The 26,544-nt window shown below is 66.9% G+C and carries 26 protein-coding genes and 1 riboswitch; of the genes, 10 read left to right on the top strand and 16 right to left on the bottom strand.

Annotated features, from left to right (window positions below):
* Positions 1-8: 8 nt before the first annotated feature.
* From hpxZ to V5F78_RS23190, 8 genes are all read right to left on the bottom strand, one after another.
* The gene (gene hpxZ / locus V5F78_RS23225; RefSeq protein ID WP_394069738.1) at positions 9-395 is read right to left on the bottom strand and encodes an oxalurate catabolism protein HpxZ; all 387 of its coding nucleotides are present in this window, start codon (positions 393-395) and stop codon (positions 9-11) included.
* A 29-nt stretch (positions 396-424) separates the two neighbouring features.
* Positions 425-1,330: a polysaccharide deacetylase family protein gene (locus V5F78_RS23220; protein ID WP_394069740.1), complete on the bottom strand. Its 906-nt coding sequence runs from the start codon at positions 1,328-1,330 to the stop codon at positions 425-427.
* A gap of 68 nt (positions 1,331-1,398) precedes the next feature.
* Positions 1,399-2,088, bottom strand: a complete 690-nt coding sequence (locus V5F78_RS23215; protein ID WP_394069742.1) for a cyclase family protein — start codon at positions 2,086-2,088, stop codon at positions 1,399-1,401.
* Positions 2,089-2,113: 25 nt separating this feature from the next.
* Positions 2,114-3,055 carry a branched-chain amino acid ABC transporter permease gene (locus tag V5F78_RS23210; protein ID WP_394069744.1) on the bottom strand — a complete coding sequence of 314 codons (942 nt, stop codon included), beginning with the start codon at positions 3,053-3,055 and terminating at the stop codon, positions 2,114-2,116.
* 12 nt (positions 3,056-3,067) lie between these two features.
* Entirely contained in the window at positions 3,068-3,940 is an 873-nt protein-coding gene (locus tag V5F78_RS23205; RefSeq protein WP_394069746.1) for a branched-chain amino acid ABC transporter permease, read from the bottom strand.
* Between the two features lie 12 nt (positions 3,941-3,952).
* Positions 3,953-4,675 carry an ABC transporter ATP-binding protein gene (locus V5F78_RS23200; RefSeq protein WP_394069748.1) on the bottom strand — a complete coding sequence of 241 codons (723 nt, stop codon included), beginning with the start codon at positions 4,673-4,675 and terminating at the stop codon, positions 3,953-3,955.
* Positions 4,672-5,427, bottom strand: a complete 756-nt coding sequence (locus V5F78_RS23195) for an ABC transporter ATP-binding protein (RefSeq protein ID WP_394069750.1) — start codon at positions 5,425-5,427, stop codon at positions 4,672-4,674. The genes V5F78_RS23200 and V5F78_RS23195 overlap by 4 nt, the downstream gene beginning before the upstream one ends.
* 3 nt (positions 5,428-5,430) lie before the next feature.
* The gene (locus V5F78_RS23190; RefSeq protein WP_394069751.1) at positions 5,431-6,603 is read right to left on the bottom strand and encodes an ABC transporter substrate-binding protein; all 1,173 of its coding nucleotides are present in this window, start codon (positions 6,601-6,603) and stop codon (positions 5,431-5,433) included.
* A gap of 631 nt (positions 6,604-7,234) precedes the next feature.
* Between V5F78_RS23190 and V5F78_RS23185 the strand changes: the two genes are divergently transcribed.
* From V5F78_RS23185 to V5F78_RS23175, 3 genes are read left to right on the top strand one after another with little or no spacing between them, the layout of a single operon-like run.
* Positions 7,235-8,239 (top strand): asparaginase, encoded by a 1,005-nt coding sequence (locus V5F78_RS23185; RefSeq protein WP_394069753.1) that lies wholly within the window; start codon positions 7,235-7,237, stop codon positions 8,237-8,239.
* Positions 8,240-8,267: 28 nt separating this feature from the next.
* A complete protein-coding gene (locus V5F78_RS23180; protein WP_394069754.1) occupies positions 8,268-9,695 on the top strand; it encodes an amidohydrolase family protein in 1,428 nt (475 codons plus the stop codon).
* Positions 9,692-11,026: a CobW family GTP-binding protein gene (locus V5F78_RS23175; RefSeq protein WP_394069755.1), complete on the top strand. Its 1,335-nt coding sequence runs from the start codon at positions 9,692-9,694 to the stop codon at positions 11,024-11,026. Before V5F78_RS23180 ends, V5F78_RS23175 begins: the two co-directional genes overlap by 4 nt.
* 247 nt (positions 11,027-11,273) lie before the next feature.
* Here the strand turns inward: V5F78_RS23175 and V5F78_RS23170 are convergent, their stop codons facing one another.
* Positions 11,274-12,704 carry an amidase gene (locus V5F78_RS23170; protein WP_394069756.1) on the bottom strand — a complete coding sequence of 477 codons (1,431 nt, stop codon included), beginning with the start codon at positions 12,702-12,704 and terminating at the stop codon, positions 11,274-11,276.
* Between the two features lie 208 nt (positions 12,705-12,912).
* Between V5F78_RS23170 and hydA the strand changes: the two genes are divergently transcribed.
* Genes hydA through V5F78_RS23155 form a run of 3 tightly spaced genes read left to right on the top strand, consistent with a single transcriptional unit; the run spans position 12,913 to position 16,464 of the window.
* Positions 12,913-14,406, top strand: a complete 1,494-nt coding sequence (hydA, locus tag V5F78_RS23165; RefSeq protein WP_394069758.1) for a dihydropyrimidinase — start codon at positions 12,913-12,915, stop codon at positions 14,404-14,406.
* A 4-nt stretch (positions 14,407-14,410) separates the two neighbouring features.
* Positions 14,411-15,079, top strand: a complete 669-nt coding sequence (locus tag V5F78_RS23160) for an aspartate/glutamate racemase family protein (protein ID WP_394069760.1) — start codon at positions 14,411-14,413, stop codon at positions 15,077-15,079.
* 56 nt (positions 15,080-15,135) lie between these two features.
* Entirely contained in the window at positions 15,136-16,464 is a 1,329-nt protein-coding gene (locus tag V5F78_RS23155) for a hydantoinase/carbamoylase family amidase (RefSeq protein WP_394069762.1), read from the top strand.
* A gap of 46 nt (positions 16,465-16,510) precedes the next feature.
* Here V5F78_RS23155 and V5F78_RS23150 read toward each other — a convergent pair whose 3' ends face one another.
* The 7 genes from V5F78_RS23150 to V5F78_RS23120 all read right to left on the bottom strand — a co-directional run bounded on the left by V5F78_RS23150 (position 16,511) and on the right by V5F78_RS23120 (position 23,170).
* On the bottom strand, positions 16,511-17,395 hold the full coding sequence (locus V5F78_RS23150) for an alpha/beta fold hydrolase (RefSeq protein WP_394069764.1): 885 nt from the start codon (positions 17,393-17,395) through the stop codon (positions 16,511-16,513).
* Positions 17,396-17,785: 390 nt separating this feature from the next.
* Positions 17,786-18,463 (bottom strand): energy-coupling factor ABC transporter permease, encoded by a 678-nt coding sequence (locus tag V5F78_RS23145; protein WP_394069766.1) that lies wholly within the window; start codon positions 18,461-18,463, stop codon positions 17,786-17,788.
* A gap of 34 nt (positions 18,464-18,497) precedes the next feature.
* Positions 18,498-18,724, bottom strand: a riboswitch (cobalamin riboswitch).
* Positions 18,725-18,906: 182 nt separating this feature from the next.
* On the bottom strand, positions 18,907-19,092 hold the full coding sequence (locus V5F78_RS23140) for a hemin uptake protein HemP (protein WP_394069768.1): 186 nt from the start codon (positions 19,090-19,092) through the stop codon (positions 18,907-18,909).
* A gap of 145 nt (positions 19,093-19,237) precedes the next feature.
* Positions 19,238-19,807, bottom strand: coding sequence for a copper chaperone PCu(A)C (locus V5F78_RS23135; protein ID WP_394069769.1), 570 nt, complete (start codon positions 19,805-19,807; stop codon positions 19,238-19,240).
* 81 nt (positions 19,808-19,888) lie between these two features.
* A complete protein-coding gene (locus tag V5F78_RS23130) occupies positions 19,889-20,293 on the bottom strand; it encodes a DUF2946 family protein (protein WP_394069770.1) in 405 nt (134 codons plus the stop codon).
* A gap of 110 nt (positions 20,294-20,403) precedes the next feature.
* Positions 20,404-22,653, bottom strand: coding sequence for a TonB-dependent receptor (locus tag V5F78_RS23125; protein WP_394069771.1), 2,250 nt, complete (start codon positions 22,651-22,653; stop codon positions 20,404-20,406).
* 130 nt (positions 22,654-22,783) lie between these two features.
* The gene (locus tag V5F78_RS23120) at positions 22,784-23,170 is read right to left on the bottom strand and encodes a DUF2946 family protein (RefSeq protein ID WP_394069773.1); all 387 of its coding nucleotides are present in this window, start codon (positions 23,168-23,170) and stop codon (positions 22,784-22,786) included.
* Between the two features lie 290 nt (positions 23,171-23,460).
* Between V5F78_RS23120 and V5F78_RS23115 the strand changes: the two genes are divergently transcribed.
* The 4 genes from V5F78_RS23115 to arsH all read left to right on the top strand — a co-directional run bounded on the left by V5F78_RS23115 (position 23,461) and on the right by arsH (position 26,502).
* A complete protein-coding gene (locus tag V5F78_RS23115) occupies positions 23,461-23,988 on the top strand; it encodes an arsenate reductase ArsC (RefSeq protein WP_394069775.1) in 528 nt (175 codons plus the stop codon).
* 113 nt (positions 23,989-24,101) lie between these two features.
* The gene (locus V5F78_RS23110; RefSeq protein WP_394069777.1) at positions 24,102-24,509 is read left to right on the top strand and encodes a PadR family transcriptional regulator; all 408 of its coding nucleotides are present in this window, start codon (positions 24,102-24,104) and stop codon (positions 24,507-24,509) included.
* Positions 24,506-25,753, top strand: coding sequence for an MFS transporter (locus V5F78_RS23105; RefSeq protein ID WP_394069779.1), 1,248 nt, complete (start codon positions 24,506-24,508; stop codon positions 25,751-25,753). Before V5F78_RS23110 ends, V5F78_RS23105 begins: the two co-directional genes overlap by 4 nt.
* 17 nt (positions 25,754-25,770) lie before the next feature.
* Positions 25,771-26,502, top strand: coding sequence for an arsenical resistance protein ArsH (gene arsH, locus V5F78_RS23100; RefSeq protein WP_394069780.1), 732 nt, complete (start codon positions 25,771-25,773; stop codon positions 26,500-26,502).
* Positions 26,503-26,544: the final 42 nt, after the last annotated feature.

Here is a 26,544-nt window from a genome sequence, read left to right as displayed (position 1 = left end):
GCGCTCGATCATTCCACGTCGTCGAGCAGGCTCACATGGGCGGCAACGATCTGCCAGCCCTCGGGAAACCGGATCCATGTCTGCATCTGCCGCCCCACCTTGCCGGGTAGACTGGCGCGCCGAAACAGGGTCGAGGCGGTGGCGGCATCGCGCCCATAGGTAGTGATCACCGTGCGCGAAAGCGTGCGCATCAGGTTCGCGCCGGAATTCGCGGTCCGGAAGGCGCTGATCTCGGCATAGCCGTAGAGATTTTCGCCCATCCCGTAGCGGATCGTGCGCGGATCGTCCCGGAACAGGGCATCAAACCCCGCCACATCGTTGGAAAGCACGGCGGCTTCATAATGCGCAAAAGCCGCCTCGACCTCGGCCAATACCTCGGGGAGATTGATCTCCATACCCTGACCTCTTTCCAAAAGCCTGCCGTTCATTCGAACTCCTCGCTGCCGGGGATGACCCCCCTTGGCAGATCGGCGACGTAGCGGGCGAGTTCGCCGGGCCGCGTGATCCACAATTTGTCGCGCTGCTCCATCATGTGCGCGAAGGCTTCGCGTAGGGCATGCAGCCGGAACGGCTGCCCGACGATGAAGGGGTGCAGCACCACGCTGCACACCAGGGGATATTTGCGCGATTGGATCAGCATCTCATCGAACTGATCGACGATCATTTGCGCGAAGTCGCGGCCGCTATGCTGGCGGAAGACCATGGCGGGACTGTCATTGAGTTCGATCGAGTAGGGAATGGAGAGCAACGGCCCGGAGCGCGTGCGCATCCAGAACGGCTGGTCGTCCGCCGCCCAATCCATCACATAGCTGAAGCCCTCCTCTTTCAGGAGGTCGAGTGTGCAGGCGCTTTCCGCGATATAGGGGCCGAGCCAGCCCTGAGGCGCCGTGCCGGCATGCCGTAGAATGGCGTCGCGGCTCTCGGCGATGAGGCGGCGCTCGTCGTCTTCCCACCATCCGTCCTGGCGTTCCGAATTGGTCCGCCCGTGGCCGACGAATTCGTCACCGCGTGCCAACAGGGCCGGGGCGATTTCCGGGCAGGCGTCGAGCGCTGCGGCGTTCACATTGTGCGCGCAGGGCAAATCGAATTCGTCCAGCAAATCAAGAAGGTACCAGAGCCCGACGCGGTTTCCATAGTCACGCCAAGCGTAATTGCGCTGATTCTGCGGCGCCCCCAGCTGGGCGCTGTCACTTCCGAGGCCGGCGCGAAACGCGAAATGCTCGATATTGTTGCTGACCACGAGCGCAAGGCTGGCGCCGTTCGGCCAAGCATAGCCTGGGCGCTGCGGCAGGGCGCTATGAGCATATCGGCCGTGCTGGGGAAGCTTCATGAGATTTGCCTTTGTAGGGGCCGGCGCCGGCACGCACGCGCCGTGCGCGCCCCTGTTCGCCCGTCCTGTCACTCGAAGATGGCGACCGCCCGGATGGGACTCGCAGTACCGCCGCGGATCTTGAGCGGGAAGCCGACGAAGCGGAATCGGCCGCGCCCTACCAGCTTGTCCAGATTGGCGAGGCATTCCATGTGGGTGATCCCCCGCTCGGCGCACGCCAGATGGGCCTGGAAATTCAGCTCGCCCTCCGGCGCCGGGCTCACAGCCTCCACGCCGAACATGCCAATGCCCTTGTCGGCCAGCCAATGCACGCTCTCCAGCGCAAGGCCCGGAAACTCATGGGGATAGCCGGGTTTGCCGAGCAAGCGGTCGTTGGTGGCCATATAGAGCATCACGGTATCGCCGGGGCGGATTTCCTCCCCGGAGGCCTCAAGCGCCGCCTCCATTTCGGCCACCGTGATCGCATGGCGCAGAGGAACGTGAGAGAGGTCCAGACAGATGGCGGAGGTGTAGAATTTCTCCAGCGGCATCTGGTCGATCGACTGCGCCTCGGGGCGGGAATCGAAATGAACGGGGGCATCCACATGGGTGCCCGCATGATCGCTGAAGGCGATGGACAAAGCTTTGGACGTGAAGTCCGTATTTCCTGCCCGCTTCTTTTCGGAATGATCATACCAGACCGAAATCACCACCGGCGGATGCGAGGGATGCACCTGGGTGCGATGGAAAATCTCCCGGCTCAGATCTATGAGTTCCACGGACGTCTCCTCAAATCGTTTCGTCTCAATTGCGCTTCGTTATGGCGACAGCGTCCCCGGGCAGGATGGGTGAAAGCACGTCCTCCGGCCGCAGGGCACCCTTCGGCAGGCGTTCGGGGCGCAGCGTGAAGCCGAGAATGCGGCGGGCGACGCCGAGCGGGGTCCGGGTCAGGAGCCCGTCAGGGCGCCACAGCATGACGCCGACGATGATCAGCCCGTAGACGATGAGCCGATATTCGTTGGCGAAGCGCAACGCCTCCGGCAAAGCGGTGAGGACCACGGCGCCAAGTATCGGGCCGGCCAAAGTCTGCAAACCGCCGAACAGAAGGAAGATGACGTAATTGAGCGAGACGAAGAAGCCGAGCTGGGACGGCGTGATCACGAGCAGATAATGGGCCTGCACCGCACCGGCCATGCCGATCAGCGCGCTGCCCAGCGCGAAGGTGATGATGCGCACCTGGGCGACCGAAACCCCCATGGAGGCCGCCGCCAGCGGGTCGTCGCGCACCGCCCGCGCGGCATAGCCAAGCCGCGACCCGTCGAACCGCCATGCGACGTAGAATGCGATGACCGCGACCACCACGCAGGTGAAGAGCCCGGTATGCGGCTCAAGCCCGGTGAAGCTGTTTGCCCCGCCGATGTAATCCCAGTTGAACGCCAGCACCGAAAGCGCTTCGCCGGCCGCGAGCGTCGTCAGCTTCAGGATGAAATCCCGCATCTTCAGGGTCAGCAGCGCCAGGATGCAGCCGAGCGCACCGCCCATGAACGCGCCCGCCGCGACCGCCGGCACGAACGGGACGCCGAACTTCACCGTCAGAATTCCCGAGGCATAGCCGCCGACGCCCGCGATCGCCGCCGTGGCCATGGAGAGCTGCCCGGACAGCGCGGTGACATAAAGCCCGATCGTCATCGCGACGTTCAGCAAGGTGAAGATCAGGATCGGTTCGAAGAAGGCAAGATTGGGCATGATGCCTCCAGCTCAAGTGGCGTAGGAACCGAACAAGCCGTTCGGCCGCAGATAGAGCACGCCGATCAGCACGAAGAAGGCCACCGCATCGCGCAGCGATGAGGAGACGTAGCCGGTCACCAGAGCCTCGAGCACGCCGAGCGCGAGGCCGACCGCGATCACCGCCTCGAAATAGCGATTGCCCGCCACCAGCATGCAGATGAACGCCTTCAGCCCATACAAAAGACCCACGAAGGCGGAGGCGGAGCCATACAGCGAGCCCACCGCGACGGCGGCGAGGCCCGCCATGGTCGAGGCAAGCCAGAAGGTGATCTGGCACACGCGCCGCACGTCCACGCCGAACGCGGCGGCAACGTCCGGCCGCTCGGCGATCGCCCGCGTGGCCCGCCCGATGTGGGTGCGCCGCACATAGAGGCTCGCCAGCACCAGCAACGCCGCGCACAGGCCGAGGCAGAACATCTGGCGCAGGGTGAGCAGCACCGGGCCGATTTCATAAAAGCGCGCCGGCAGCAGGCGCGGATAGGGAATCGGATCGGGACCGACGATCACCGCCATGCCGTTCTGGAGGATGACGGAGACGCCCAGCGTCGCGATCAGGGTCGTCAGCACGTCCCGCCCGCGCAAAGGGGCGACCACGGTGCGCTCGATGATGGCGCCGATGGCGGTGGACCCGACAGCGCCGCCCAGTAGCGCAACCGCCAGCCCGCCGCCGGGCACGAACCCCGCCGCTACCATGCCGGTGAACATGCCGATCATGAACACGTCGGGATGGGCAAACTGGATCACGCGCAGCACCGTGAAGGCGAGCGCGAACCCCACCGCGACGACGGCGTAAGTACTGCCGATCACCAGGCCGTTGCTGAGTTGTTGGAGGAAAAGATCCATCTCGACGCCGTCCTATGCGCTGCCGCCCAGGAACACGTCCTGCACGCTTTTCTTGCCGGCGATCTCCGCCGCCGGCCCGGCTTCGACAACGCGCCCGAGCTCCAGCAGATAGGCGAAGTGGGCGACCTTCAATGACTGGCGCGCGTTCTGCTCCACCATCAGCACCGCGATGCCCATGGTGTTGATCTCTCGGGCCAGGGCGAACACGTCGCGCACCACGATGGGCGCGAGGCCGAGCGAGGGCTCGTCCATCAGCAGCAGGCGCGGGCTCGACACCAGCGCGCGGGCGATCGCGACCATCTGCTGCTCGCCACCGCTGAGGGAGCCCGCCAGCTGGTGCCGCCGCTCGGCGAGGCGGGGAAACCGCTCGAACATCTCGCCGATGCGGCGCTCGACCGCGGCCTGGTCGCGGACCTCGAATGCCCCCATGCGCAGATTATCGAGCACCGTCATGGTGTTCCACAATTGCCGCGCCTCGGGCACCCAGGCGATGCCGAGCCGGTGGATCTGATGCGGCCGCAGGCGCAGCAGATCGCTTTCGCCATCGAAGCGGATCGTGCCGCCGCGCGGCTTCAGCAGGCCCATGATCGTCTTGATGATGGTGGTCTTGCCGGCGCCGTTGGCGCCCAGGATGACCCGCAGTTCGCCCGGCTCGATTTCCAGCGATACGCCATCGACCGCCGGAACGGAGCCGTAGGAGACGGCGAGCCCTTCGATTTTCAGGAGCGCGCTCAATCCTCCACTCCCAGATAGGCTTCGATCACCTTGGGATCGGCGCGGATCTCGGCGGGCAGGCCCTCGGCGATCTTCTGGCCGAAGCTGATCACCACGATGCGGTCGGAGGCGGACATGACGACGTTCATGTTGTGCTCGATCAGCAGCAGCGCGATGCCGCGTTCGCGCAGACGGTCGATCATCTCGATCACCGCATGCGCCTCGCGCGCCACCATGCCGGCGGTGGGTTCATCGAGGATCAGCAGGCGCGGCTGAAGGCCGAGCGCCCGGGCGATTTCGACGCGCCGCTGATCGCCATAGGGCAGCTCCCCCGGCATGCGGAACCGGTTCGCGCCGACCCCGACCCAATCCAGCAGCGCCTCGGCGCGCTCGACCATCATGCGCCGATCCGTGCGATCCCGCGACGTGCAGGCCAGCGCGTCGAGCACGCCGGACCGCCCGCCGGCCACTTGGCCGACCATCACGTTTTCCAGCGCATTCAGATGCCCGAACAGGCGAATGTTCTGGAACGTGCGCGCGATGCCCATGGCGGCCAGACGATGCGGCGCGGCGCCCGTGATATCCTTGCCGTCCAGGACGACCTTGCCGAAATCCGGCTTGATCACCCCGGTGATCAGGTTGAACAAGGTGGTCTTTCCGGCCCCATTGGGGCCGACAACAGAGACCACCTCGCCAGCCCCCACCGAGAACGTCACGTCATTGACGGCGACGAGGCCGCCGAAGCGCCGCGTAAGCTGGCTGATCTCGAGCACGGGTCAGATCGCGGTATAAGTGCCGCGGCCGGTGATCTCGATCGCGACCACGTTTGGCGTATTGTTATTGCCGCTGGGCGGGTTGTGGAACGTCATATGGGTGCCCAGCGGGGATACGAAATCCAGCTCCGCGAGCGCTTCCTGCAGCTTCGCCCGCGTGGGAGCGCCGGCCTTCTTCAGCGCTTCCGCGATGGTGGAAAGAGCGTCCGCGCCATAGGTGGAGAAGGAGGTCGCTTCCTGGGAAAACTTCGCCTTGTACCGGTCGATGAAGGTCTTCACCGAGGGCGTGGGGGAAGCCAGATCCTGCGCGAGCCACGTATAGCAGCCCTTGATCTCGCCGTGGGTGCCATCCCAATAGACCGGATCCTGAAACGAGCCGAAGCCGGTCATCAGCGGCACGGTGAAGCCCGCCTCGCGGATCTGGGACGTCACCTTCACCCCGTCGCCGGTGGCCGCGGCGACGAACATGGCGTCGGGCTTCCTGCTGCGGATGGTGGCGAGCTGGGCCGAGAAATCCTGGTCGCCGGCGCGGAATGCTTCGAACGCGACCACCTCATAGCCCAGTTCCTGCGCCAGGGTCTTGCAGGCCTGGGCATCGCCAGCCTGGCCGTCCTGGGTCTGGTCGTAGATCACGCCCAGGCGCTTGAACCCCACCTTCGCATGCACCTTGCGCAACAATACCGGAATCGCCGTCTCGGAGACCGGATTGACCCGGTAGGACCAGATATTCCATTGCTTGACCGGCGCGCCGGAGCCCGCGCCCACCAGCGGGATCTGCAACTGGCCGGCGGCCGGAACCGACGGCACATAGCCGACCGAGTTGGAGGGCCCGATCACCGCGAGCACGTCCGCATTGGATGATGCCTGACGCAGCAGCGTGATCGCCTGCTGCGGATCGTTGGCCATATCCTCGGTGGCGATTTGGATGCGATAAGTAGTGCCACCGAGGGTCAGCCCAGCCGCATTGATATCGTCGGCGACCAGCTGCGCCCCGTCACGCACACGCCAGCCATAAGGCGAGGACGGCCCGGTGATCGCCTGAATGCTGCTGACCCGCAGGACGGCGGGCTCGGCCCGTCCGATCGTTGGCGGCATGGCCAGCCCGAGGGCAGTGCCGGCGGCGAGGCGGCCGAAGCCGCGCCGGCTGATGCGGAACGCATTCTGATCGTTGGTCATGGGAATTCTCTAAACCTTCCGCTGCTTGCGGTTTGGCGACCTCCGGAGCGCGAATACAGTGCCGCATCTCGGCAGCCACTGGCCCCACCCGCTCGACTGATCTTATTTTGCACAGCGCAGGGCAAAACCGCAGCACAAATTGTAGACAGTTTACAATGAATTTTTGTGCAGATTGGGGCGTTCGGCGTCGACTGCAGCGCCTCGGCGCAGGTCGCGCTTTCGCCCGTCCGCGGGCGATTTGCGAAAACAGGTGAGTCAAAGACAACCCCGCATCATCACATACTGGATGCTTGCGTGACGGGTGATGCATCCAAATTAATCACCGAAGTGAGCAAATCACCGATGTAAAACCTCGTCGCAACCGGAAACCCTCAGGAGCCCGCTTGAACCGTCGCTCGGCGGCACCCGTCGGCTTGGTTTCGCGCATTGCGGCGTGGAGAAATCCGGCATTGTAAATCGTCAACACTCGTCATAACGTTTTCGGGCATTCCTAACGCAGGGAAGATCGGCTGCGCCGATCGTAGCCTTCCCGGCGGCGCAGCCCGACCTTCACACCCATCGCATCGTCCCGCCGTCCCGGAGCCATCCGCAGGCGGCCGGGACATCCCTTCATCAAAGACGGAAGCGGAATATGACGTCTTCTCTTCCCAGGGTCGCCGTTATCGGCACCGGCGGCACGATTTCCTCGTGGGCTCAGTCCAGCCTGGACAGCATGGACTACCCGGAATTCGGCGTGAAACGGACCGTCGACGAGATTCTGGAGCACGTCGAGGAAGCCCGCCTGGTGGCCGATCCGCTGCCCGTCCCCTTCCGCTCGGTCGGCAGCACGGCGATCGGGCCGGCGGACTGGGTGGAGCTTCGCGCGCTGATCCACGCGACCGCCGCCAGCCAGCGGGATCTCTCGGGATTCGTCATCCTGCATGGGACCGCGACGCTGGAGGAGACTGCCTTCTTCCTGAACCTGACCCTCGCCATTCCCCAGACCGTCGTGCTGGTCGGCGCCCAGCGCCCGGCGAGCGCACTCGGCAGCGATGCCGGCATCAATCTTGTCAACGCCTTGCGCGTGGCGGGGTCGCCGCTCGCCCGCGGGCTCGGCGTGCTGGTGGTGCTGAACGACGAGATCCATGCCGCGCGCGACGTGGTGAAGACCTCCACCTATCGCCAGCACACCTTCCGTTCGCTGGATTTCGGTGCGCTCGGGCATGTGGATGGAGACGGCATCCATATCTATCGCGCGCCCACCCCGGCCCATGCGCCCGAGGGCGAGTTCTCCACGCTCGGGGACATTGTCCTGCCACGCGTCGATATCCTGATGTCCTATGCCGGGGCGGACGCAACATTCATCGACGCCGCGATCGCCGCGGGGGCACGCGGCCTTGTGTCCGCCGGCCTCGCGCCGGGGCTGGTCACGCCGGCGGAACGCGTCGCCTACGAGCGCGCGGTCGCGTCCGGCATCGCGGTCGTCCAATGCACCCGCGCCGCGACCGGGCGGGTCGGGCGGCGGCGCTATCTCCAGGAGGCGGGCATCATCGCGGGCGAGGATTTCAGCCCGCAGAAGGCCCGCATCCTGCTCGCCCTGGCCCTCACGCGAACCGACGATACCGCCGAGATCGCGGCCATCTTCGCCCGCTGCTGACCTGTCCCACCGTCCCAGGGGAAAACAGATGGTCGATCTTATAATCCGCGCGGATACGGTGATCACGCCGCACGGCGTCGGCGCCTATGACATCGCCGTTGCCGACGGCATCATCGCCGCGCTCCACGCGCCCGGCACCCTGCAAGCGCCCGAGGGGGCACGGGTGATTGATGCGCGGGGCAAGATCGTGATGCCGGGCGGGATCGACCCGCACGTGCATTGCGCCTGGCCCATGCCGCTGCCGGATGGGCCGCCCAGCTTCACCGAGCCGCCATCGGTGGTCAGCCGCGCCGCCCTGTTCGGCGGCACCACCACGATCATTGATTTCGCGCGCTGGACCCACGAAACCACCATCCGGGGCGCCATCGAGCGGCGCGACGAGGATTGGCGGGGCGCCTGCCATTGCGACTATGCCTATCACGTCATGGTGGAAGGCGACCTGCCGCCCGACATTCCCGGTCAGCTCGCCGAGACCATCCAGGCGGGCTATCCCACGATCAAGCTCTTCACCACGGACATCACGCCCAGCCGGCGCGGGCGGATGGTGGATTTCGGCGACATCTGGGAAGTGTTTCAGGTGCTTGCCGCCAATCGCGGCCTCGGCGTCATCCATGCCGAGGACAATGACATCGTCATGCACATGTATGGCAAGCTGATCCGCGAGGGCCGTACGGGCTTCGAGAACCTGGCGGAAGTGCACAATACGCTGTCGGAAGACCTCTCGTTCCGCCGCATCCTCCGCCTGGCGGAAAGCGTGCCGGGCACGGCGCTCTACATGATGCATGTCAGCGCGGCCACCGGGGTCGCGGCGGTGCGCGAGGCGCGGGCCAAGGGGCTGCCGATCTATGGCGAAACCCTGCACCAATATATGCTCTACAACAGCGCCGATTATCGCCGCCCCAATGGGCAGATCTACCACACCTATCCCTCGCTCAAGGCGCCCGAGGACCAGGCCGCGCTCTGGGCGGGAACGGGCGACGGCACGATCCATGCGGTGGCCACCGACGAATTGTGCTGCACCCTCGCGACCAAGATCCAGGGCAACCGCATCGACGACACCACCGGCGGCAACGCCGCGTGCGAGCCGCGGGTCGCGCTGATGTATACGGAGATGGTGGGACGGCGGGGCTATTCCCTGACACAATTCGCCGATCTCGTTTCCACCAATGCCGCGAAGATCATGGGGCTCTACCCGCGCAAGGGCGCCATCGCCGTCGGGTCGGATGCCGACATCGTGGTGCTGGATCCGGCGCTGCGGCGAGTGATCCGCAACGAGGACCTGCACGAGACCGATTACTCGCCCTGGGAAGGCCATGCCGTGGATGCGTGGCCGAGCCTCACCATCCTGCGGGGGAAGGTGATGGTGGAAGACGGCCATTTCCATGGTGTGCCCACCGACGGGCAATGGCTGCCCCGCCGGATCGCCGACGACATTCTCGCGGGGCCGGCCTTGTGACGCAGGCCGATCTGCGCGGCCTGATCGTCGATTGCCTGTCCCTGTGGGGGGTCTGGGGGCGATGCGCCTGGAGCGGGGAAGCGCTGGAGGTCCGCACGGTCTCGGGCATCCAAGTCCGCATCCGGCCGGCTTGCGAGGCGGAACGGCCGGCGCGCTGGATGCTGGAGACAATGGCCAGCGCGGGGCGCCCGCCACGGCCGGCGGCCTCCATCGTCGGGCTGCTCGGCGCCCTGCGCAAAGCCCTTGGCGGCGGCGCGGCGGGGCCGTCGCTTAAGGTCGGCGCGCCGGCAATGGCACCGCAGCCGCCAGGGGAACGCGCAGCCCCTGTCGGACGCGTGGCACCCGCCCCGATGGCGGGCACAACCCCGGTGCTGGTGGTGACCGGATTCCTGGGTAGCGGAAAAACCACCTTCATCCGCAAGGTGTTGAGCGATCCCCGCTTCGCCCACACGGCGGTGATCGTGAACGAGTTCGGCGAAATCGGGCTCGACCACGATATCTTGGCGAGCAGCAGCGATGCCCTGATCCGCCTCTCCACCGGCTGCCTGTGCTGCGCGGTGCGCAGCGATTTGATCGACACCCTGCTGGACCTTGATGCCCGCCGCTCCCACGGGGAGATTGAGTTCGACCGGATCATCATCGAGACGTCGGGCCTGGCGGACCCCGTGCCGATCCTCCAGGCGCTCATGAGCGACCCGGCGGTGGCGGCCCGCTTCTCTCTTGAAGGGGTGCTGACGCTGGTGGATGCGGTTCATGCCCCCTCCGCTCTGGCTGATCATGTGGAGGCGCGCCGGCAGGTGGCGATGGCGGACCGCATCCTCCTCACCAAGACCGATCTTGTGCCCGCCCCCGCCGGCCTGCTGAACGATCTGCACGCGGCAAATCCTTCCGCGGACACGGTTTCGCGGCACGAAGAAGCAATATCGGGGCTGCTGGCCGGCATCGCTTCCGCCCGCGTCCGGCAGATCGAAACCGGATTGGCGGATCAGGCCGCGCAGCATTCCGCCGGCTATGACAGCATCGCCCTGACGCATGCGGCGCCCACCCCCGCCATCGCGCTGGCGCTCTTTCTCCAAGCCCTGGCGGATCACGCGGGCGACCGGCTGCTGCGGGTGAAGGGCCTGGTTTTCATCGCCGAAATGCCGGAGCGGCCGGCGCTGGTGCACGGCGTGCAGCATGTATTCTCGCCGCCGGAATGGCTTGAGGCTTGGCCAAGCGGCGCGCCGCGTACGCGCATGATGTTCATTGGCGCGTCTCTTCCCCCGCGCTGGCCCGCGCGGCTGTTGGAGGCGATCTGCGCGGATGTGCGCGCCGCCGCGGAAATAACTTGATTCCGAAATTCGGGATATTTTTTGCAAAATCCCAAGTACGCCAGGATCTGATGTTCTGCTTATGGTTCGCGCTTCTGAAAACTCATGTAAAACAAGGGTTAGAGAGGGAATGTTTCACGTGAAACATTTAGCGCGCGCAGAAAAACATCAAGTTTAAAAGCTTCTCTGCGCGACGAAACCGAAATTTCTGCGAATTTCTCCCGCATGTTCGGCGATGAATGTCAGGCGAGTTCGATTTTGCCCGCGCTCACCCGCAGTTCTCGTCGAGCCAGCGCGCCACCGCCGTGAGGCGGTAGTCGGTGTCCGCCGTGCCCATCACCTGGAGGCCGACCGGCATGCCGTCCACCGCCATCAGCGGCAGGCTGAAGGCGGGGCCGCCCACCATGGACCAGGGGCTGAGAAAGCTGCGGCTGCCGGTGGAGAGATGCGCGTTCGGCCGGTCCACGGTGCCGGCCTGGTCCACGCCGTCGAACGGCGCGGGGCCGGAGGAGGCCAGGGTGATGAAGCCATCCACCTGCTGCCCCACCCGCGCCACCTGCGCGCGGATGCGATCGCGCTTAGCGAGCGCCTGGCGATAATCGCCCGGCGTCATGGCGAGGCCGCGATCCAGCCGGGCCTTCGCGGTGGCGCTGATGGCGTTCGGGCCGTTGGCATCCACATAGGCCACCAGCGGCCAGCGCAGCTCGTACACAAAGATCCGGTCGGAGACCTCGTCCGCTTCCAGCAGCAGGTCTTCCAGCGTGGCGATCGCGTCGTCGCACTCGCGGTCCAGCAGACCGACGCCCAGCGCCGCAAGGCGATGGCACATCTGCGCCATGGCCTCGCGCGTCGCCTCGTCCAGCTGCGCCATGCCGAGGGTGTCCAGGCGCGCGAGGCGCAGCGGCTTCAGGGCGCGCGGCACGGCCGGCGCGCCGGAGAGGCCGGGATGCCCGTTATGGCCGCCGATGCGCGCGGAAATCTCCCATGCGGTCAGCCAGGCGTCGGCGAGGCTCGCGGCCATGGGGCCGATATGGTCCTGGCTCGGCGCGATGGGATGCATGCCGCCGACGTTCAGCGCCCCATGGGTGGGCTTGAAGCCGTAATTGGCATTGAAGGAAGAGGGGCGGATCAGCGAGCCGCCGGTCTGGTTGCCGAGCGCGACCGGCACCATCGCCGCGCCCACCCCCGCCCCGCAGCCGCTGGAGGAGCCGCCGGCGGTGCGGCGGGCATCGAACGGGTTGCGGGTGGGCGGGGATTTGCCCATGGCGAATTCCGGCACATGGGTCTTGCCGAGAAGCACCGCGCCCGCCTGCCGCAGCGCATAGGTGCTCGCCGCATCGAACCGCATGGGCGTGTCGTCATACACCGCGCTGTTCATCTTCGAGGGCATGCCGCGCACATTGATGGTGTCCTTGATCCCCATGGGACAGCCATCGAGCGGCGAAAGCGGCCGGTTCTGCGCATAGCGCTGCGTGGCCGCATCTGCCGCCGCGCGGGCGCCGGGCACGTCGAGAAAGCAGAAGGCCTGGATCACGGGATCGAGCCGCTCGATGCGCTCCAGGCTTTCCTCAAGCAGCATGCGCGGGGTGGAGCGCCCGGCGAGGAATTCGGCGCGCGCCGCGAGGAATGTGGGAAGCCGGCGGTCGGGATCGTAGCCGCCAAGGGAAGCGCCCGCATTCTGGACCGCGATCTTCGCCATGCCTCGTCCCGCCCTCGCCCTTTCCCGGCATCCATGCGCCGGCGGATGGGGTTTCGTCCATAGTATGGACAACTGTCAACAGTAGGCAATATGATCGGGCATGGCTTTCGCCTCGGCCGGGCGCGCTGCGTCCCCCGCCGCGCATTCGTCCCTCCGGCGAAGCCCTCCAGAGCCCGCACCACGCACGCCCGCATCAGGACACGACCCCATGGCCGCCGCATTCGATCTCGTGGTCCGCAACGGCACGGTGGTGACCGAAGCGGGCCTCTCGCGCTGCGACGTCGGCATCGCGAACGGCATCATCACCACGCTGGGGCTGGAGCTGGGGCCCGGCGCGCGCGAACTGGACGCGACGGCGCGGCTGGTCCTGCCGGGCGGCATCGACGCCCATTGCCACATCGAGCAGGTGTCGTCCTACGGCCTGATGGGGGCGGACGATTTCTTCGCGGCCTCCCGCGCCGCCGCGTTCGGCGGCACCACCACCATCGTGCCCTTCGCGGCCCAGCATCGCGGCCAGAGCCTGCCCGACGTGTTCGCCGATTATCACCGGCGGGCGCGGGAAAAATCCATCCTCGACTATTCCTTCCACGCCCTCATCAGCGATCCCACCGAGGACTTGCTGAACGAGCACCTGCCGCGCCTGATCGCCGAGGGCATCACCTCGGTCAAACTCTTCACCGCCTACGATCTCATCGCGGTGAGCGACGAACAGATCCTGGATCTGCTCTGGGTGTGCCGCGAGAACGGCGCCATGGCCATGGTGCATGCCGAGAACAACGGCATGATCAAATGGATGGCCAAGAAGCTCATCGCCGGCGGCTTCACCGCGCCCAAATACCACGCCATGAGCCATCCTCGCCTCGCGGAAATCGAGGCGGTGCGACGCTGCATCGCGCTGGCGACCCTGGCGGATGCCCCGCTGCTCATCGTCCATGTCTCCACGGTGGAAGCGCTCGCCGCCATCCGCGCCGCGCGGGCGGAAGGCCGGCACATCTTCGGCGAAACCTGCCCGCAATATCTGCTGCTGAGCGCGGCCGATCTCGACCTGCCGGGCTATGAAGGCGCGAAATTCTGCTTCAGCCCGCCGCCGCGCGGCCCAGTGGAGCAGCAGGCCCTGTGGGCGGGGCTCGCGGACGGCACGCTTGAGATCTATTCCTCCGACCATGCCCCCTATCGCATGGATGCGAGCGGCAAGTTCGCCCGCAGCGCGACCCCCACCTTCAAGGACATCGCCAACGGCATTCCGGGCATCGAGGTGCGCCTGCCGCTGCTGTTCTCGGAAGGGGTGAACGGCGGGCGGATCGACCTTGCCCGCTTCGTCGCGCTCAGCGCCACCAATGCCGCGAAACTCTACGGCCTGTTCCCGCGCAAGGGCACGATCGCCGTCGGCTCGGATGCGGATCTCGCGCTGTGGGACCCGGACCGCCGCGTCACCCTGCGCGCGGACGATCTGCACGACACGGTGGGCTATACGCCGTTCGAGGGGCGGGAGGTGACGGGCTGGCCGACCACCATCGTCCGGCGCGGCGATGTGATCGTCGACGACGGCGTGCTCAACGCCGCGCCCGGCTCCGGCCGCTTCATTGCCCGCGCCGCCTCCGGCCGTGCCGCCGGCACGCCGCCCCCCGTGCCGGAGACCGACCCGGCGACGAATTTCGGCGCCGCTCTCTTTCCCGCACGCGCCCCGGCCGGGAGGGCCTGAAACCATGGCGGATGCAGCCGCAAACCGGATCCTGGTGATCAATCCCAACAGCAATGCCGCCGTCACGGCGGAGATCGCGGCGGCGGTGGGCGACCTTGCCTTCCCCGGCGGGCCGGCGATCCAATGCGTGACGCTGCACGAGGGGCCGCCCGGCGTCGAAACCCAAAGCGACGTGGAGCATGCGACGCGCCTCGTGCTCGACCATATCGACCGCGAACCGGCGAGCGCCTATGTGATCGCCTGCTACAGCGATCCCGGCCTCATCGCCGCGCGCGAGCGCACTGCGCGCCCGGTGCTCGGCATCGGCGAAGCGGGAACCTTCGCCGCCATGATGCGGGGTGATCGCTTCGGCGTGATCGCCATATTGGACGCCTCGGTGCGGCGCCAGCAGCGGCAGGCGCGGATGCTGGGCGTTGCCCCGCGCTATGCCGGCAGCAAGGCGATCGGCCTCTCCGTCGCGGAACTCGCCGACCACGGGCGCACCCGCGAGCGCATGATCGCCGCCGGCGCCGTCCTGCGCGATACCCAGCAGGCGGACGTGCTCATCCTCGGCTGCGCCGGCATGGCGCGCCATCGCGCCGCGCTGGAGGACGCGCTCGGCGTTCCCGTCATCGAACCCTCGCGCGCCGCCACCGCCATGGCCCTCGCCATGGCACGGCTGGCGGCGGAATGAGCCCGCGTTCCATGCCATCGCACACCGCCACATCGCATCCGCAGACGACCCCGCCCATGACCTCCCAGACCGCCGCTTCCCCCGCATCCCAACCCGCGACGGCGCCTTCGGCCGACCAGATCATCGCCGCGACCAACGCCCAGCTCGGCCTCGCCACGCGCCTGTTCGAATCCCTGCGGCAGGGCAGCGTCGACGTGCCGGGCATCACCCGCGACACCTACGGCGCCGGTGAGAATTTCGCCCACGGCCTGGTGCGCGACCACGCGCTGCGCCTCGGCCTCGACATCGCGACCGACGCGGCCGCCAACACCTATATGACCCTGCCCGGCCGCGACCGCGCGGCGCCGCGCATCCTCACCGGCTCGCATCTCGACAGCGTGCCCCACGGCGGCAATTTCGACGGCGCGGCCGGCGTGGTGGCCGGGCTGGTGGCCGTGGCGGCGCTCCGGGCGCTCGGCGTCACCCCCGCCTGCGACATCACCGTGATGGGGGTGCGGGCGGAAGAGAGCGTGTGGTTCGAGGTCTCCTATCTCGGCAGCCGCTCCGCGCTCGGCACGCTCCCGCCCGGCGCGCTCGACGCGCGGCGCATCGATACCGGCCGCACGCTGGCGGACCATCTGGACGCGTGCGGCGGCGATCCCGCGCTGCTGCGGGCGGGCCACCGGCATCTCGACCCGCGTGCGCTCCGCGCCTTTCTGGAAGTGCATATCGAGCAGGCGCCGAGCCTCGTGGAAGCCGGCCTTCCGCTGGCCATATGCACCGCCATTCCCGGCAACTTCCGCTATCCCAATGCCTGGATCGCGGGCGAATACGCCCATGTGGGGCTGCCGCGCCGGTTTCGCCGCGATGCCGTGATGGCGGCGGCGGAATTCGCGGCGGGGATGGATCGGCTCTGGGCGGCACACGAGGCGGAGGGGCGGCCGATGGCCGTGACGCTCGGGCGCTTCCACACCGACCCGGCCAAGCACGGCCTGACCACGGTGCCCGGCGCCTTCCATTTCAGCCTCGACGTGCGCGCCTATGACGACGCACAGCTGGCGGAGCTGGAACAGGGCATGGGCGACATCATCGCCGACATCGAACGCCGGCGCGGCGTGACCTTCCACATGGGGCCGCGGGCGAGCGCCGTGGTAGGTAAGATGGACGCCGCGATCCGAGCCCGGCTGGTGGAGGGCGCGCAGGCGCTGGGCATCCCGGCGATGAGCCTCGGCAGCCCGGCGTCGCACGATGCCGCCGCCTTCGCCGCCGCCGGCGTTCCCACCGCCATGATGTTCGTGCGCAACCAGAACGGCAGCCACAATCCGCACGAAGCCATGGAGATGGCGGATTTCATGCGCGCCGCCAGCCTTCTCGCCTGGTGGCTCGCCGAGAACGCCCGCGCCTGACCGCCCGTGGGGAAGGAGAGCCCGAAATCGGGCTCTCCGCGCGCGCTCAGTCCTTCATACCGGTGATGGACGCGCTCATGGCCCGCGGGTCGCGGGTCGGCCAGCGGCCGCAATCCACCTTGGTGAGGAAGTCGCCGACGAGACGATTGTATTCGTCGGGATCCTCCAGATTGATGGTGTGCCCGCAATTGGGCATCACCGCCAAGGCGGCCGAGGGAATGTGCTGCTTCATCAGCAGGCCGGGGGCAAGGCAGGGCCAATCCTCGTCGCCGGTGATCACCAGGGTGGGCACGGTCAGCCGCTTCATCTCCTCCACCAGGGTGTAGAGCGAGGGACGCTCGCGCTGCACGCCGAGCTGCGTGTTGGCGGAGCCCAGGGCCGAATGCTCGGCCAGCATCTGCTTGAATTCGGCAAAGCCGCGCGGGTCCTTGTTCTCGAACTGCACGCGGGTCGGGCCGTAGGCATATTTCTCGGCGAAGGCGGGCATGCCGGCGGAGGTGATGAAGCCGGCGATGGTGTCGGCCTCGGCCTGGAAACGGGCGCGCTGCTCCACCTCCGCTCCATAGCCGCACCCGCCGACGCAGAGCGACAGCGCCAGCTGCGGATGGCGGAAGCCGAAATGCAGGGTGGCGAAGCCGCCCATGGAGAGGCCCACCACATGGGCCTTGGTTTCCCCCGTCGCCGCGAGCACCGCAGCGATGTCGTCGGCGGCGCGGGCCTGGGAATAGGAGCTGGGATTTTCCGGCACGTCGGAGGGCGGAAAGCCGCGCGCAGCGAAGGCGACGCAGCGATAACGCTGGCCGAAATGGCGCATCTGCGGTTCCCAGCTGCGGAGATCGCCGGCGAACTCATGGACGAAGATCACCAGCCGGCCGGTGCCGGTTTCCTCATAATGCAGGCGCACTCCGTCGTCCGTCGTCGCGTAGGCCATGGTCATTCCCCGATTGGATTTGCGCACATCCTCTGCGGCACGCGCCCCGGCGCTGCGATGCGTGGGGGCGTGCGTCCGCTTGTCGTCCTGGCGGTTGGCGTGCCCAACGCGGGCCGGCCGGGCAGCCGAACGGCTTCAATCTGTATACTGTTTACAATTATCGACGCAAGGAAGGATGCTCCCGGCGCGGCCCCCGCGCCCCCGCTCGTGGGAGGCGGCCGCCTTTGCCGCAGCCTCTCAACGACCCGGCGCCGATCGGGAGGATCGGCGCAACAAACGTCCGCGATAGAGGATCCCGGCCGCTTGTCGCAGAGCCCTTGTCAGCGGGCGGTTGTCATCGGGCGGTTGTCCGTGGGCGGTTGTTGCCCACGGACCTGCGCGTCACGCGTCTCAGACGGCCTCGTAGAGGCGGCGCTCCAGCAGCATGGAGCCGCGCAGGCGGCTCAGCGCCTTGGCGGCGCCGAGCACGGCGAGGTCGGCCAAAGGCTCGATGATGATGACCAGCATATAGGCGCCGCCGAAGGTGGAAATCGCCGCCACATTGTCCGCCGTGAAGCCCTGGCCATACAGCGCCCAGAAGGCCACCCAGGCGACGATGCCCGCCTGATAGGTGGTGGAGAGCGCGAGGGCCTGGCCGTAGCGCAAGTCCACATAAGGCGTATTGGGGGCGATGATTTTCTGGGCCACGGCTTGCAAGGCGAACAGCGGCACCAGGAGGGTCGTCACGTTCATGCCGAATTGCGGCAGGTCGAACGGCGCAAAGAACAGGCCCTGAACCAGCAGGCCGAGGGACAGGCCGATGGCCGCCGGCGCCATGCCGAAGATCAGGAACAGGGTCGAGCCGAGGATCAGGTGAACTTCCGACACCCCGACGGGATAATGCGGGAGCACCTCGAAGAAAGAAAACACCAGGGCGCTCGCCGCCGCGCTGCGCGACACCAGGGAGAGGATGCCGCGCTCGCGGACGGCCTCATAGGCCAGCTTCACGGCATAGCCGCCGGCGCCCGCGGCAGTGACGTAGCTGAGCCAGATTTTCCCGCTATCCACGAGACCAGGTTCGATATGCATGACTGCTCCTCCGCCGTCTCACCCGACGGCCTGCGTTAGTTCCGGGCGCATGGCCGGTCTCCTGACTCGCGGGTCGCCGCATGCCTTCCGTCTTCCCGAAGCGCACCTTGGGGGATTGCTTCAGTGACATCGTGGAAGGCCGCTCGCCGCTCACAGTCGCGGGGGCGGTCGGGGCTCAGGGCGTCATCGGCCCCTCCCCCGTTCCCATTTCACTTCCGGCATGTGCGTCATGCCGGAAGAACCATGCGCGTTCAGGAGCGGCCAACCTCCGCTTTCTGTCAAGACGTCCGCGCGTCCGCGCGCACCGATATGCGGATTCTTTGTCGCGTGGAGACAGGCGCGCGGAGACCCGGCCGGCATGCGCGGCCCATGCCGCGCCCGGAATAAGCACGCGCGCCCCGCCACAAGCCTCCCGCCTCAGACCTCCCCCCTTGCGCAAACGATTACTTGGTGAGGATCAGCTTGTTCTTGGAGGTCAGCGTCAGGGTATAGACCTGGTCGCCATGAACGATCCGCACCGTGCGCGCCGCGCGAAAGAGATCGGTGCTGTCCAGGCATCCGTCCGCCATCGCGATGGTGCGCACCGCCGTTTCGGGAGACGGCACGGGTCTCAGCTTGATGATGCCCATGGAAGGCGGCTCCTCTGCCGGAGTTCGGGCGAAGGACGGGCGAAACGCGCCGCGCCGCCCCCGGCGCGGGTCAGGCGAGCGGATCGCCGGCGGCCGGCGCGAACGGCCGGACGGCTCATTTGCGCGCGGCTTACTTGCGCGCGACTCACTTGCCGGATGGCATCGTCATATGGTCGTGTTCGCCCCCATCGCTGCTCCCCTGGGCGGCGATGGACTCCACCTTGAACTGAACCGACACCGTGCCCGCCTTCTCAAACGTCAGCGTGCCATTGACCATGGCGCCCTGCTTCAGGGGCTGCTTCAGCCCCATGAGCATGAGGTGATAGGAGCCCGGCTTCAGCGCCACGGAGCCCTGCGCGGGAACGGCGACGCCGCCCGCCACCGGCCGCATGGTCATCACCCCGTCCTTCATGGACATCTCGTGGATTTCCACCTTCTGCGCGCCCTCGGCGGTGGCGGAGACGAGGCGGTCCGGCGTCGAACCCTCGTTCTTCAGGACCAGATAGCCGGCACCGACGCTGGCGCCCTCGGGCGTGGCGCGGGTCCAGGGATGGTCAATCTCGATGGAGCCGACCTTGAACTCGTGCGCCATCAGCGCCTGCGCGGAGAGGGTCAGCAGGAACATGGCGAAGGCCAGCGCGGCGAGCGCCTCTTCAAGATACATGCGGCGGCAGAGGCGCGCGAACGCGCCGGGAAAACGGAAAGAATTCAACATGGCTTGGCTCCACGATACGGCCTCCTCCAGGGGAGGACCGGATGTCACGATCGGCGGACTTTCCCTGCGCAAACGCAGGCGTCAGGCGATCGCGGGTGGAGCCCTGGCGCGGCTCGGGGAACGGCGCTGGCCCGGCGCGGCGGAAAAATCCGCGCCGCGCCTGAGCATCGCGGCCGCGTGGCGCACCGGCGCGACGAATCCCTCCGCCGCCGGCGGCGGTGCGGCGGCCGGCCCGAACATGGGACAGCCCAAGACGCAGCAGTCCAGCCCATCATGATGGGCCGGGGCCCCGCCCTCGGTTGGGGACCCGTTCTCGGTTGGAGAACTGGAGCAGATGACGCCGAACGCATCCGGACCCTGGGCCGCTGCCTGCGCCGCCTGGGCGCCCGCGGCAAGCCCCACGGCCAGCATCTGCAGGACGAGCAGATAGGCCGCCGCGATGGCGGCCCAGGCTCTCCAGGATGTGCGCGGCTTGGCCAAGATCAAGATGTCTCGAATGTTCGTCGGCCGACACTATGACATCGGGTCGCCGACAACCGTAGATCAAAGTCGTGCGGCACGTCCTCGCAGGGACGCGCCGCACCCGGTGGCAAAGCTCAAAAGGACACGGTGACCCGCGTATTGATCGAGCGGCCATAGCCGGCCACCGGATAGCCCCAGGCGGCCGAGGTGCCCATCATGCTGGAGACCTGGTAATTGACCAGGTTCGCCCCGCCAAGCGGCAGGTCGTATTGGGTATCGAGGATGTTTTCGATCCCGAAATCCACCTTCAGCTGGCCGGCCGTGTAGCTGGTGCGGAAGTTCAGCAGGGCATAGGCCGAGGTCTCCAGCTCATTGTGCACCTGGCTGACCTGAGTCTTCGCCCCCACCAGCTGGACCTCGACGCTCGAACTCCAGTTGCCGAGCGTGTGGTCGAGCGCCAGCGTCGCGTTGACCGGCATGATGTGGTAGAGATTGACCCCGTCGGTGCGCTGCCCGCGCACGAAGTTCAGGCCGCCGCGAAAGGCGCCTTGGCCGTAGGTGCGATCGTCCCAAAGGGCCAGCTTGCCGTCGATGTTCACGCCATAGAGCCAGGCGTCGTAATTGGCGAACTGCAGATAGACGAACGTGTTGTCGGCGGTGAGATTGTTCGGCAAATTGGCGAGGCATCCCGGCAGGGCACAGCGCTGCACGTCGATATAATCCTGCACATAGCTGTAATAGGGCGAAACCCGCACCTGCCAGACCTTCTGCGCCGGATCGTGCCAATCCGCCGTGAAGCTTAAGGTGTGGGCCTTTTCCGGCACCAGATCGAGATTGCCCACATAGCCGTTGCCGTCGCCGAACCAGCCGATCATCTGCATGGCCATGCCGTTGGTGGACCAGGCATAGCGCTCGTACAGGTTCGGCGAGCGCGTCTTGCGCGACAGGCCAAGCTCGTAAAGGCTGAAGGCGTTGGCCTCGTATCGCAGGATGGCCGAGCCGTCGATGTTGAAGTCGGTGCGCGCGTGGCTCTGGGAATTGAAGGCGGCGGCGTTCGCGCCGTACATCATCTCGTTGTAGCCCTGCACGTCGCCGGTGTTCATCCAGACGATATCGTTGCGCAGGCCGATGATGGTGGTCCATTGCGCGTCAAGATGGCGTTCCCATTCGCCGAAATAGCCGAAGCGCAGGCGCTGGCCGTTATTGATGTTCTCGAACGTATCCGGCCCCATCATCATGGAGCCCGCGACCGGCGGCCACCAATCGTCGAGGTTATTGTAGTAAAGCTCGTTGCCGACGCGCACGATGTCGATGGCCGACGTGCCGATGGTTCCCTTCACCTTATAGCCGAGATCCGTGCTGCGGGTGTCCATGGGCATGTCGCCGGTCTTGTCCGGCTGGATGAAGCCCATGGTGTGACGCACGCGGTTGGCGAAGATCGAGGCTTCGAGCTTACCCCAGTCGAAATCACCCGCATAACTGCCGTTGGCATAGAGGCTCTTGTTGTCGACCATGTCCATATATTGGTTGACATAGCCCTGGTACGGGATGAACTGCCCGCCGATCTGGAAGGTGAACAGGCTTTGATTGACCTGCTTGGCAATGGTCAAGGCATGGTTCTGGGTTTCATACAGGGTCGACTTGATGACCGTGCCGTTGCCGGATGTGTAATCGCTCGCCCGCGCCCAGCCGCCGGTATAGGTGACGCTGGTATCCTGGTTTGAAACGGTGCCGTTGAAGTCGGTGCCGTAGGAATTGCCGTTGCCGCGGTAGAATCCGGACAGGCTGCCGGACACGGTGAGCGCCGGACCCTGGGTGAATTTCGGGGGGGCGAGCGTGACGTCCGCCTTCGCACCCGTATAGTCGCCGCCAACGCTTACCGGCGCCGTGCCGGTGTAGACCTTCACCGAAGAGATCATCGCCGGATTCACATAAGACAGCGGCGGATTCATCTCGTTCGGACAGGCCGGGCTGAAGATCATATTGTTGATGGCCACCTGCACCCGGTCGGCCCCCATGCCGTTGACGGCCGGCAGGCTCGACACGCCGCCCGCGCCCCATGTCGCGCCCCCCGGAATGCGGGAGATGAGCGAACCGGAATCGCTGGTCCACAGCGTCGCATTCTGGGCTTCGGGGGCGGAAATGAAGGCGGTGTCGGCGGGCGTATAAGGGCCGAAGCCTTGTGCGCCGGCGACGGCGGCCGGGGTCGAGGGACGGACCACGATGGTTGGCAGATCCTCGACCGCCTGCGCCATCGCCGCGCCGGTCGCGAGGGGCGTGAGGCAGAGCGCCGCGAGGGCGGGGCGTACCAGGGCCGTCGTGCGGCGCAAGGCGCGCAGACGGGAACGGGCCGGACGGAAAATAACGTGCGTTCGCGATTGCATGGCGTTTCCAGCATTCAAGTGGGGCCGGCCACGGCGCGCGGGGCGGCGCAACGCGCAAAGGCGCTGCTGCTCCGGGGGGCTCGGCCAAATCGGAAAGAGGGGATTTAACGCCAGCAGGGCCGGCGCCGCGTCACACCGCGATCGGCGGCCCACGCGGCCAGTGCGCCACGCGCACGCCGGACAAGGCGGGATCGACGCCCCCGCCGGGCACGAATCGGAACGGAACCGCCAGCCGCACGATGGCGGGGGTCGCGGGCGGTGTGGGCAGGATCGCCAGATCCACGCGCGAGAGGCACAGCGGGCAATGGACGAACGCCTTGGTGCGATCGTCGGCAGGCGCGTGCGGCGCGGTGGCGGAGGGATCGTTCTGGCAGATCTGGAACGGGCCGGGCGCGGTTCCCGCCACGCGGCTGGCCAAGAAGGCACTCGTCAGGACGACCTGGAACACCAGCGCATAGACGAGCGTCCACGCCACGATGCGCGCGCCGCCCCAATGCTGCCCCAGCCGCTTGATCATTCCCGACTCCCCAGCCGAATTATGCCGCCTGTCCCTGGGGAAATACAGGGCTCGGAGGTGGCCATAATGTCCCAATCCAGGCCCCGTCCCGCCCCCGCCCCCTCGGCCGCGCATGCCGGAACAGCTACCGCGGCAATCATCTCGACATTTCGAGATATATCGACATATTGTTATCAAAGAAGCGCGCACCCGTCGCCGGAGCGCCCGGCGGTGCATCCGGCCGGGATCGCCGCGATGGAAGCCGCCAGGGACTTCACTTCAACCGGCAGGCCGCGGCCTGAGGAGGCAATATGACCGAGGACAAGATTTTCAACGTGCTGTTCCTGTGCACCGGAAATTCGGCACGCTCGATCATGGGCGAGAGCATCTTGAACCGGCTGGGAATGGGCCGCTTCAAGGCCTATTCGGCGGGCAGCCAGCCCAAGGGCGATGTGCATCCCGAGACCCTGAAGCTGCTGCGCGGCATGAATTTCGATGTCAGCGCCCTGCGCTCCAAGATCTGGACTGAATTCGCAGAGCCGGGCGCGCCGCAATTGGATTTCGTCTTCACCGTTTGCGACGACGCCGCGCAGGAAGCCTGCCCGGTCTGGCCGGGCCAGCCGATGACCGCCCATTGGGGCATTCCCGATCCGGCCGCCGCCACGGGTTCACCGGCGGAGATCGCACTGGCCTTCGCCGACACCTTCCGCATGCTCAACAATCGCATCTCGATCTTCACCGCTTTGCCGATCCGCTCCCTCGACAAGCTCGCCCTGCAAAGGAAGCTCGACGCCATCGGCAAATCCGCGCGCACGGGCACACCCGCATCGGCTGCCTGAGGCCCATCCCCCCGCGGGGCAGCGCGTGCACGAAGGCTATGCATCATCCATTGACGCATCGAGGATCAATGTATATCGATCGTGCCATCCGACCCCCGATGACGGGATCCTCGATGCCTGTCGCCCAAGCCAAGCCCAGCCCCGACTTCTTGAGCCGCGCCTATTGGAACGGCACCATCAAGATGAGCCTGTCCAAATTCTTCATCCTGAGCGTGCTGCACCACAAGCCGATGCACGGCTATGACGTCGCCCGCGCGGTGGAGCGCACCACCAACGGCTGCTGCTCGCCGACCGAAGGCACGATCTATCCCGTGCTGCGCGAGTTCGAGGAGGGCGGCTATCTCACCTCCGCGAGCGAAGTGGTCGGCGGCCGCGAGCGCAAGGTCTACACGCTCACCGGCAAGGGCCGGGAGGCCTTCAAGGTGGCGGTCGAAGCCTGGATGGACGTCACGCGCTGCCTCATCGAATCCGAGCGCATGGTGAACGCCGACACCCCGGCGAACACCGGCCGCTGTCCATGAGCGAGCTTGCGGAAAGCCCGGCCGGCTTCACGCCGCTGAGCGGGCGCAGCCTATTCATGACCGGGCTCGGCATCGGCCAGATCTGTTCCTGGGGGTCGCTCTATTACAGCTTTCCCCTGATCGCCGAGGCGATGGAGCGCGATCTCGGCTGGACGAAGCCGCAGATCTATGGCGCGGCAACCCTGGGCCTGGTGCTCGCGGGCCTTGTCGCCTATCCGATCGGCGCCGCCATTGATCGCGGCCATGGCCGCATCGTCATGGGGGCGGGTTCGTTCCTCGCCGGATTGTTCCTGCTCGGCTGGTCGCAAGTGGAAGCGCTCGGCGCCTTCTACCTCTTCGCCGCCGGGGTCGGCGTGCTGCAAGCGGCGACGCTCTACGAGCCCGCCTTCGCGGTGGTTGCCCGGCGCAGCGGAACGCGCGGCGCGCGGGCTGGCATCACGGCCCTGACGCTGTGGGGCGGCTTTGCCTCCACGGTCTTCATTCCGCTGGTGCAAATCCTGATGGACACATTCGGCTGGCGCGGCACGCTGATGGTGCTCGGCGCCATCAATCTCGTCCTGTGCACCGGCCTTTATGGGACCATCATCAATCCGCGGGCGGATTTCCCCCAGCGGATCTCCCCCCGGCGCCTCGCCTTCGCCGGCGGCAGCGCGATCCGGGCAGTGCTGCGCCAGCCGGCCTTCTGGGCGCTGGCGCTGGCATTGACGGCCTATTACGGCACATTCTCCGCCTTCACCTTTCACTTCTACCCGCTGCTGGTGGAGCGCGGCTTCGACACCGCGACCGTGGTCGCGGCCATGGCGATCATCGGGCCCGCGCAGGTCGCCGGGCGCATCGCCATCTGGGTGTTCGCGCCGCGCGCCTCGGTCCGCCTCATCGGCTGCTTTGTGGTGGTGGCCTTCCCGGCGGCGCTGATCGCCCTTGAGGCCCTGCCGCCGAGCTTCGCGCTGATCGCCTTCGTGGCCGCGCTCTATGGCGGCGCGAACGGCATCATGACCATCGTGCGCGGGCTCGCCGTGCCGGAGATGCTGACGCCGGATTCCTATGGCGCGGTCAATGGCATCCTCGCGGCGCCCGGCATGGTGGCGCGGGCGCTGGCGCCGGTGGGCGCGGCCGCGCTGTGGGCGTGGTCGGGCAACTATGATGCGGTGCTGATCGCCACCATCGCCGGGTCCCTGGTGCTGGTCGGCGGGTTCTGGGCGGCCGCCATCCTCTCCCGGAAGTCCCTTCCCGCCAGCCTATGATGTCTTGGAACCGTGCCATGGCGCATGACTTGAACCTTGATTTTCCCGCGCTCGACGACACGCATTTCGATGTGCCGGACGTCGAAAGGCTGGCCCTGCCCGGCGCTTCCAGGCACCCGCCGCGCATCCTCCTGCTTTACGGCTCCCTGCGGGAGCGCTCCTACAGCCGGCTCCTCATCGAAGAAGCGGCGCGCCTGCTCACACGCATGGGGGCTGACACGCGGATCTTCGATCCCCGCGGCCTGCCGCAGCCCGACGCCGTGCCGGTGGATCATCCCAAGGTCCAGGAGCTGCGTTCGCTCTCCACCTGGTCGGAAGGCCAGGTCTGGTGCAGCCCGGAGCGGCACGGAACGATCACCGGCATCTTCAAGAGCCAGATCGACTGGATTCCGCTGGAACTCGGCGCGGTGCGCCCGACCCAGGGGAAAACCCTGGCGGTGATGCAAGTCAGCGGCGGCTCGCAATCCTTCAACGCGGTGAACGCTTTGCGCGTGCTCGGACGCTGGATGCGGATGGTGACGATCCCCAACCAGTCCTCGGTCGCCAAGGCCTATCTGGAGTTCGACGAGGCGGGCCGGATGAAGCCCTCGCCCTATTACGACCGGGTGGTGGACGTCATGGAGGAATTGATGAAATTCACCCTGATGACGCGCGACCGCGCTGATTATCTGGTGGACCGCTATTCCGAGCGGAAGGAACAGGCCGAGAAGGCCCGCCGCGCCGAGGCGACCGCGCCCGAGAACCGGTAAAGCCGACCCGGGCGCAGGAAGCCGTTCGCGGCGCGGCGACAG

Source organism: Roseixanthobacter glucoisosaccharinicivorans (assembly GCF_043195095.2).
In the GTDB taxonomy this organism is placed as follows: Bacteria; Pseudomonadota; Alphaproteobacteria; order Rhizobiales; family Xanthobacteraceae; genus NCEH01.
The sequence above is the reverse complement of the archived record's forward strand: the minus strand, read 5'-3'. Positions and strand labels throughout refer to the sequence as shown.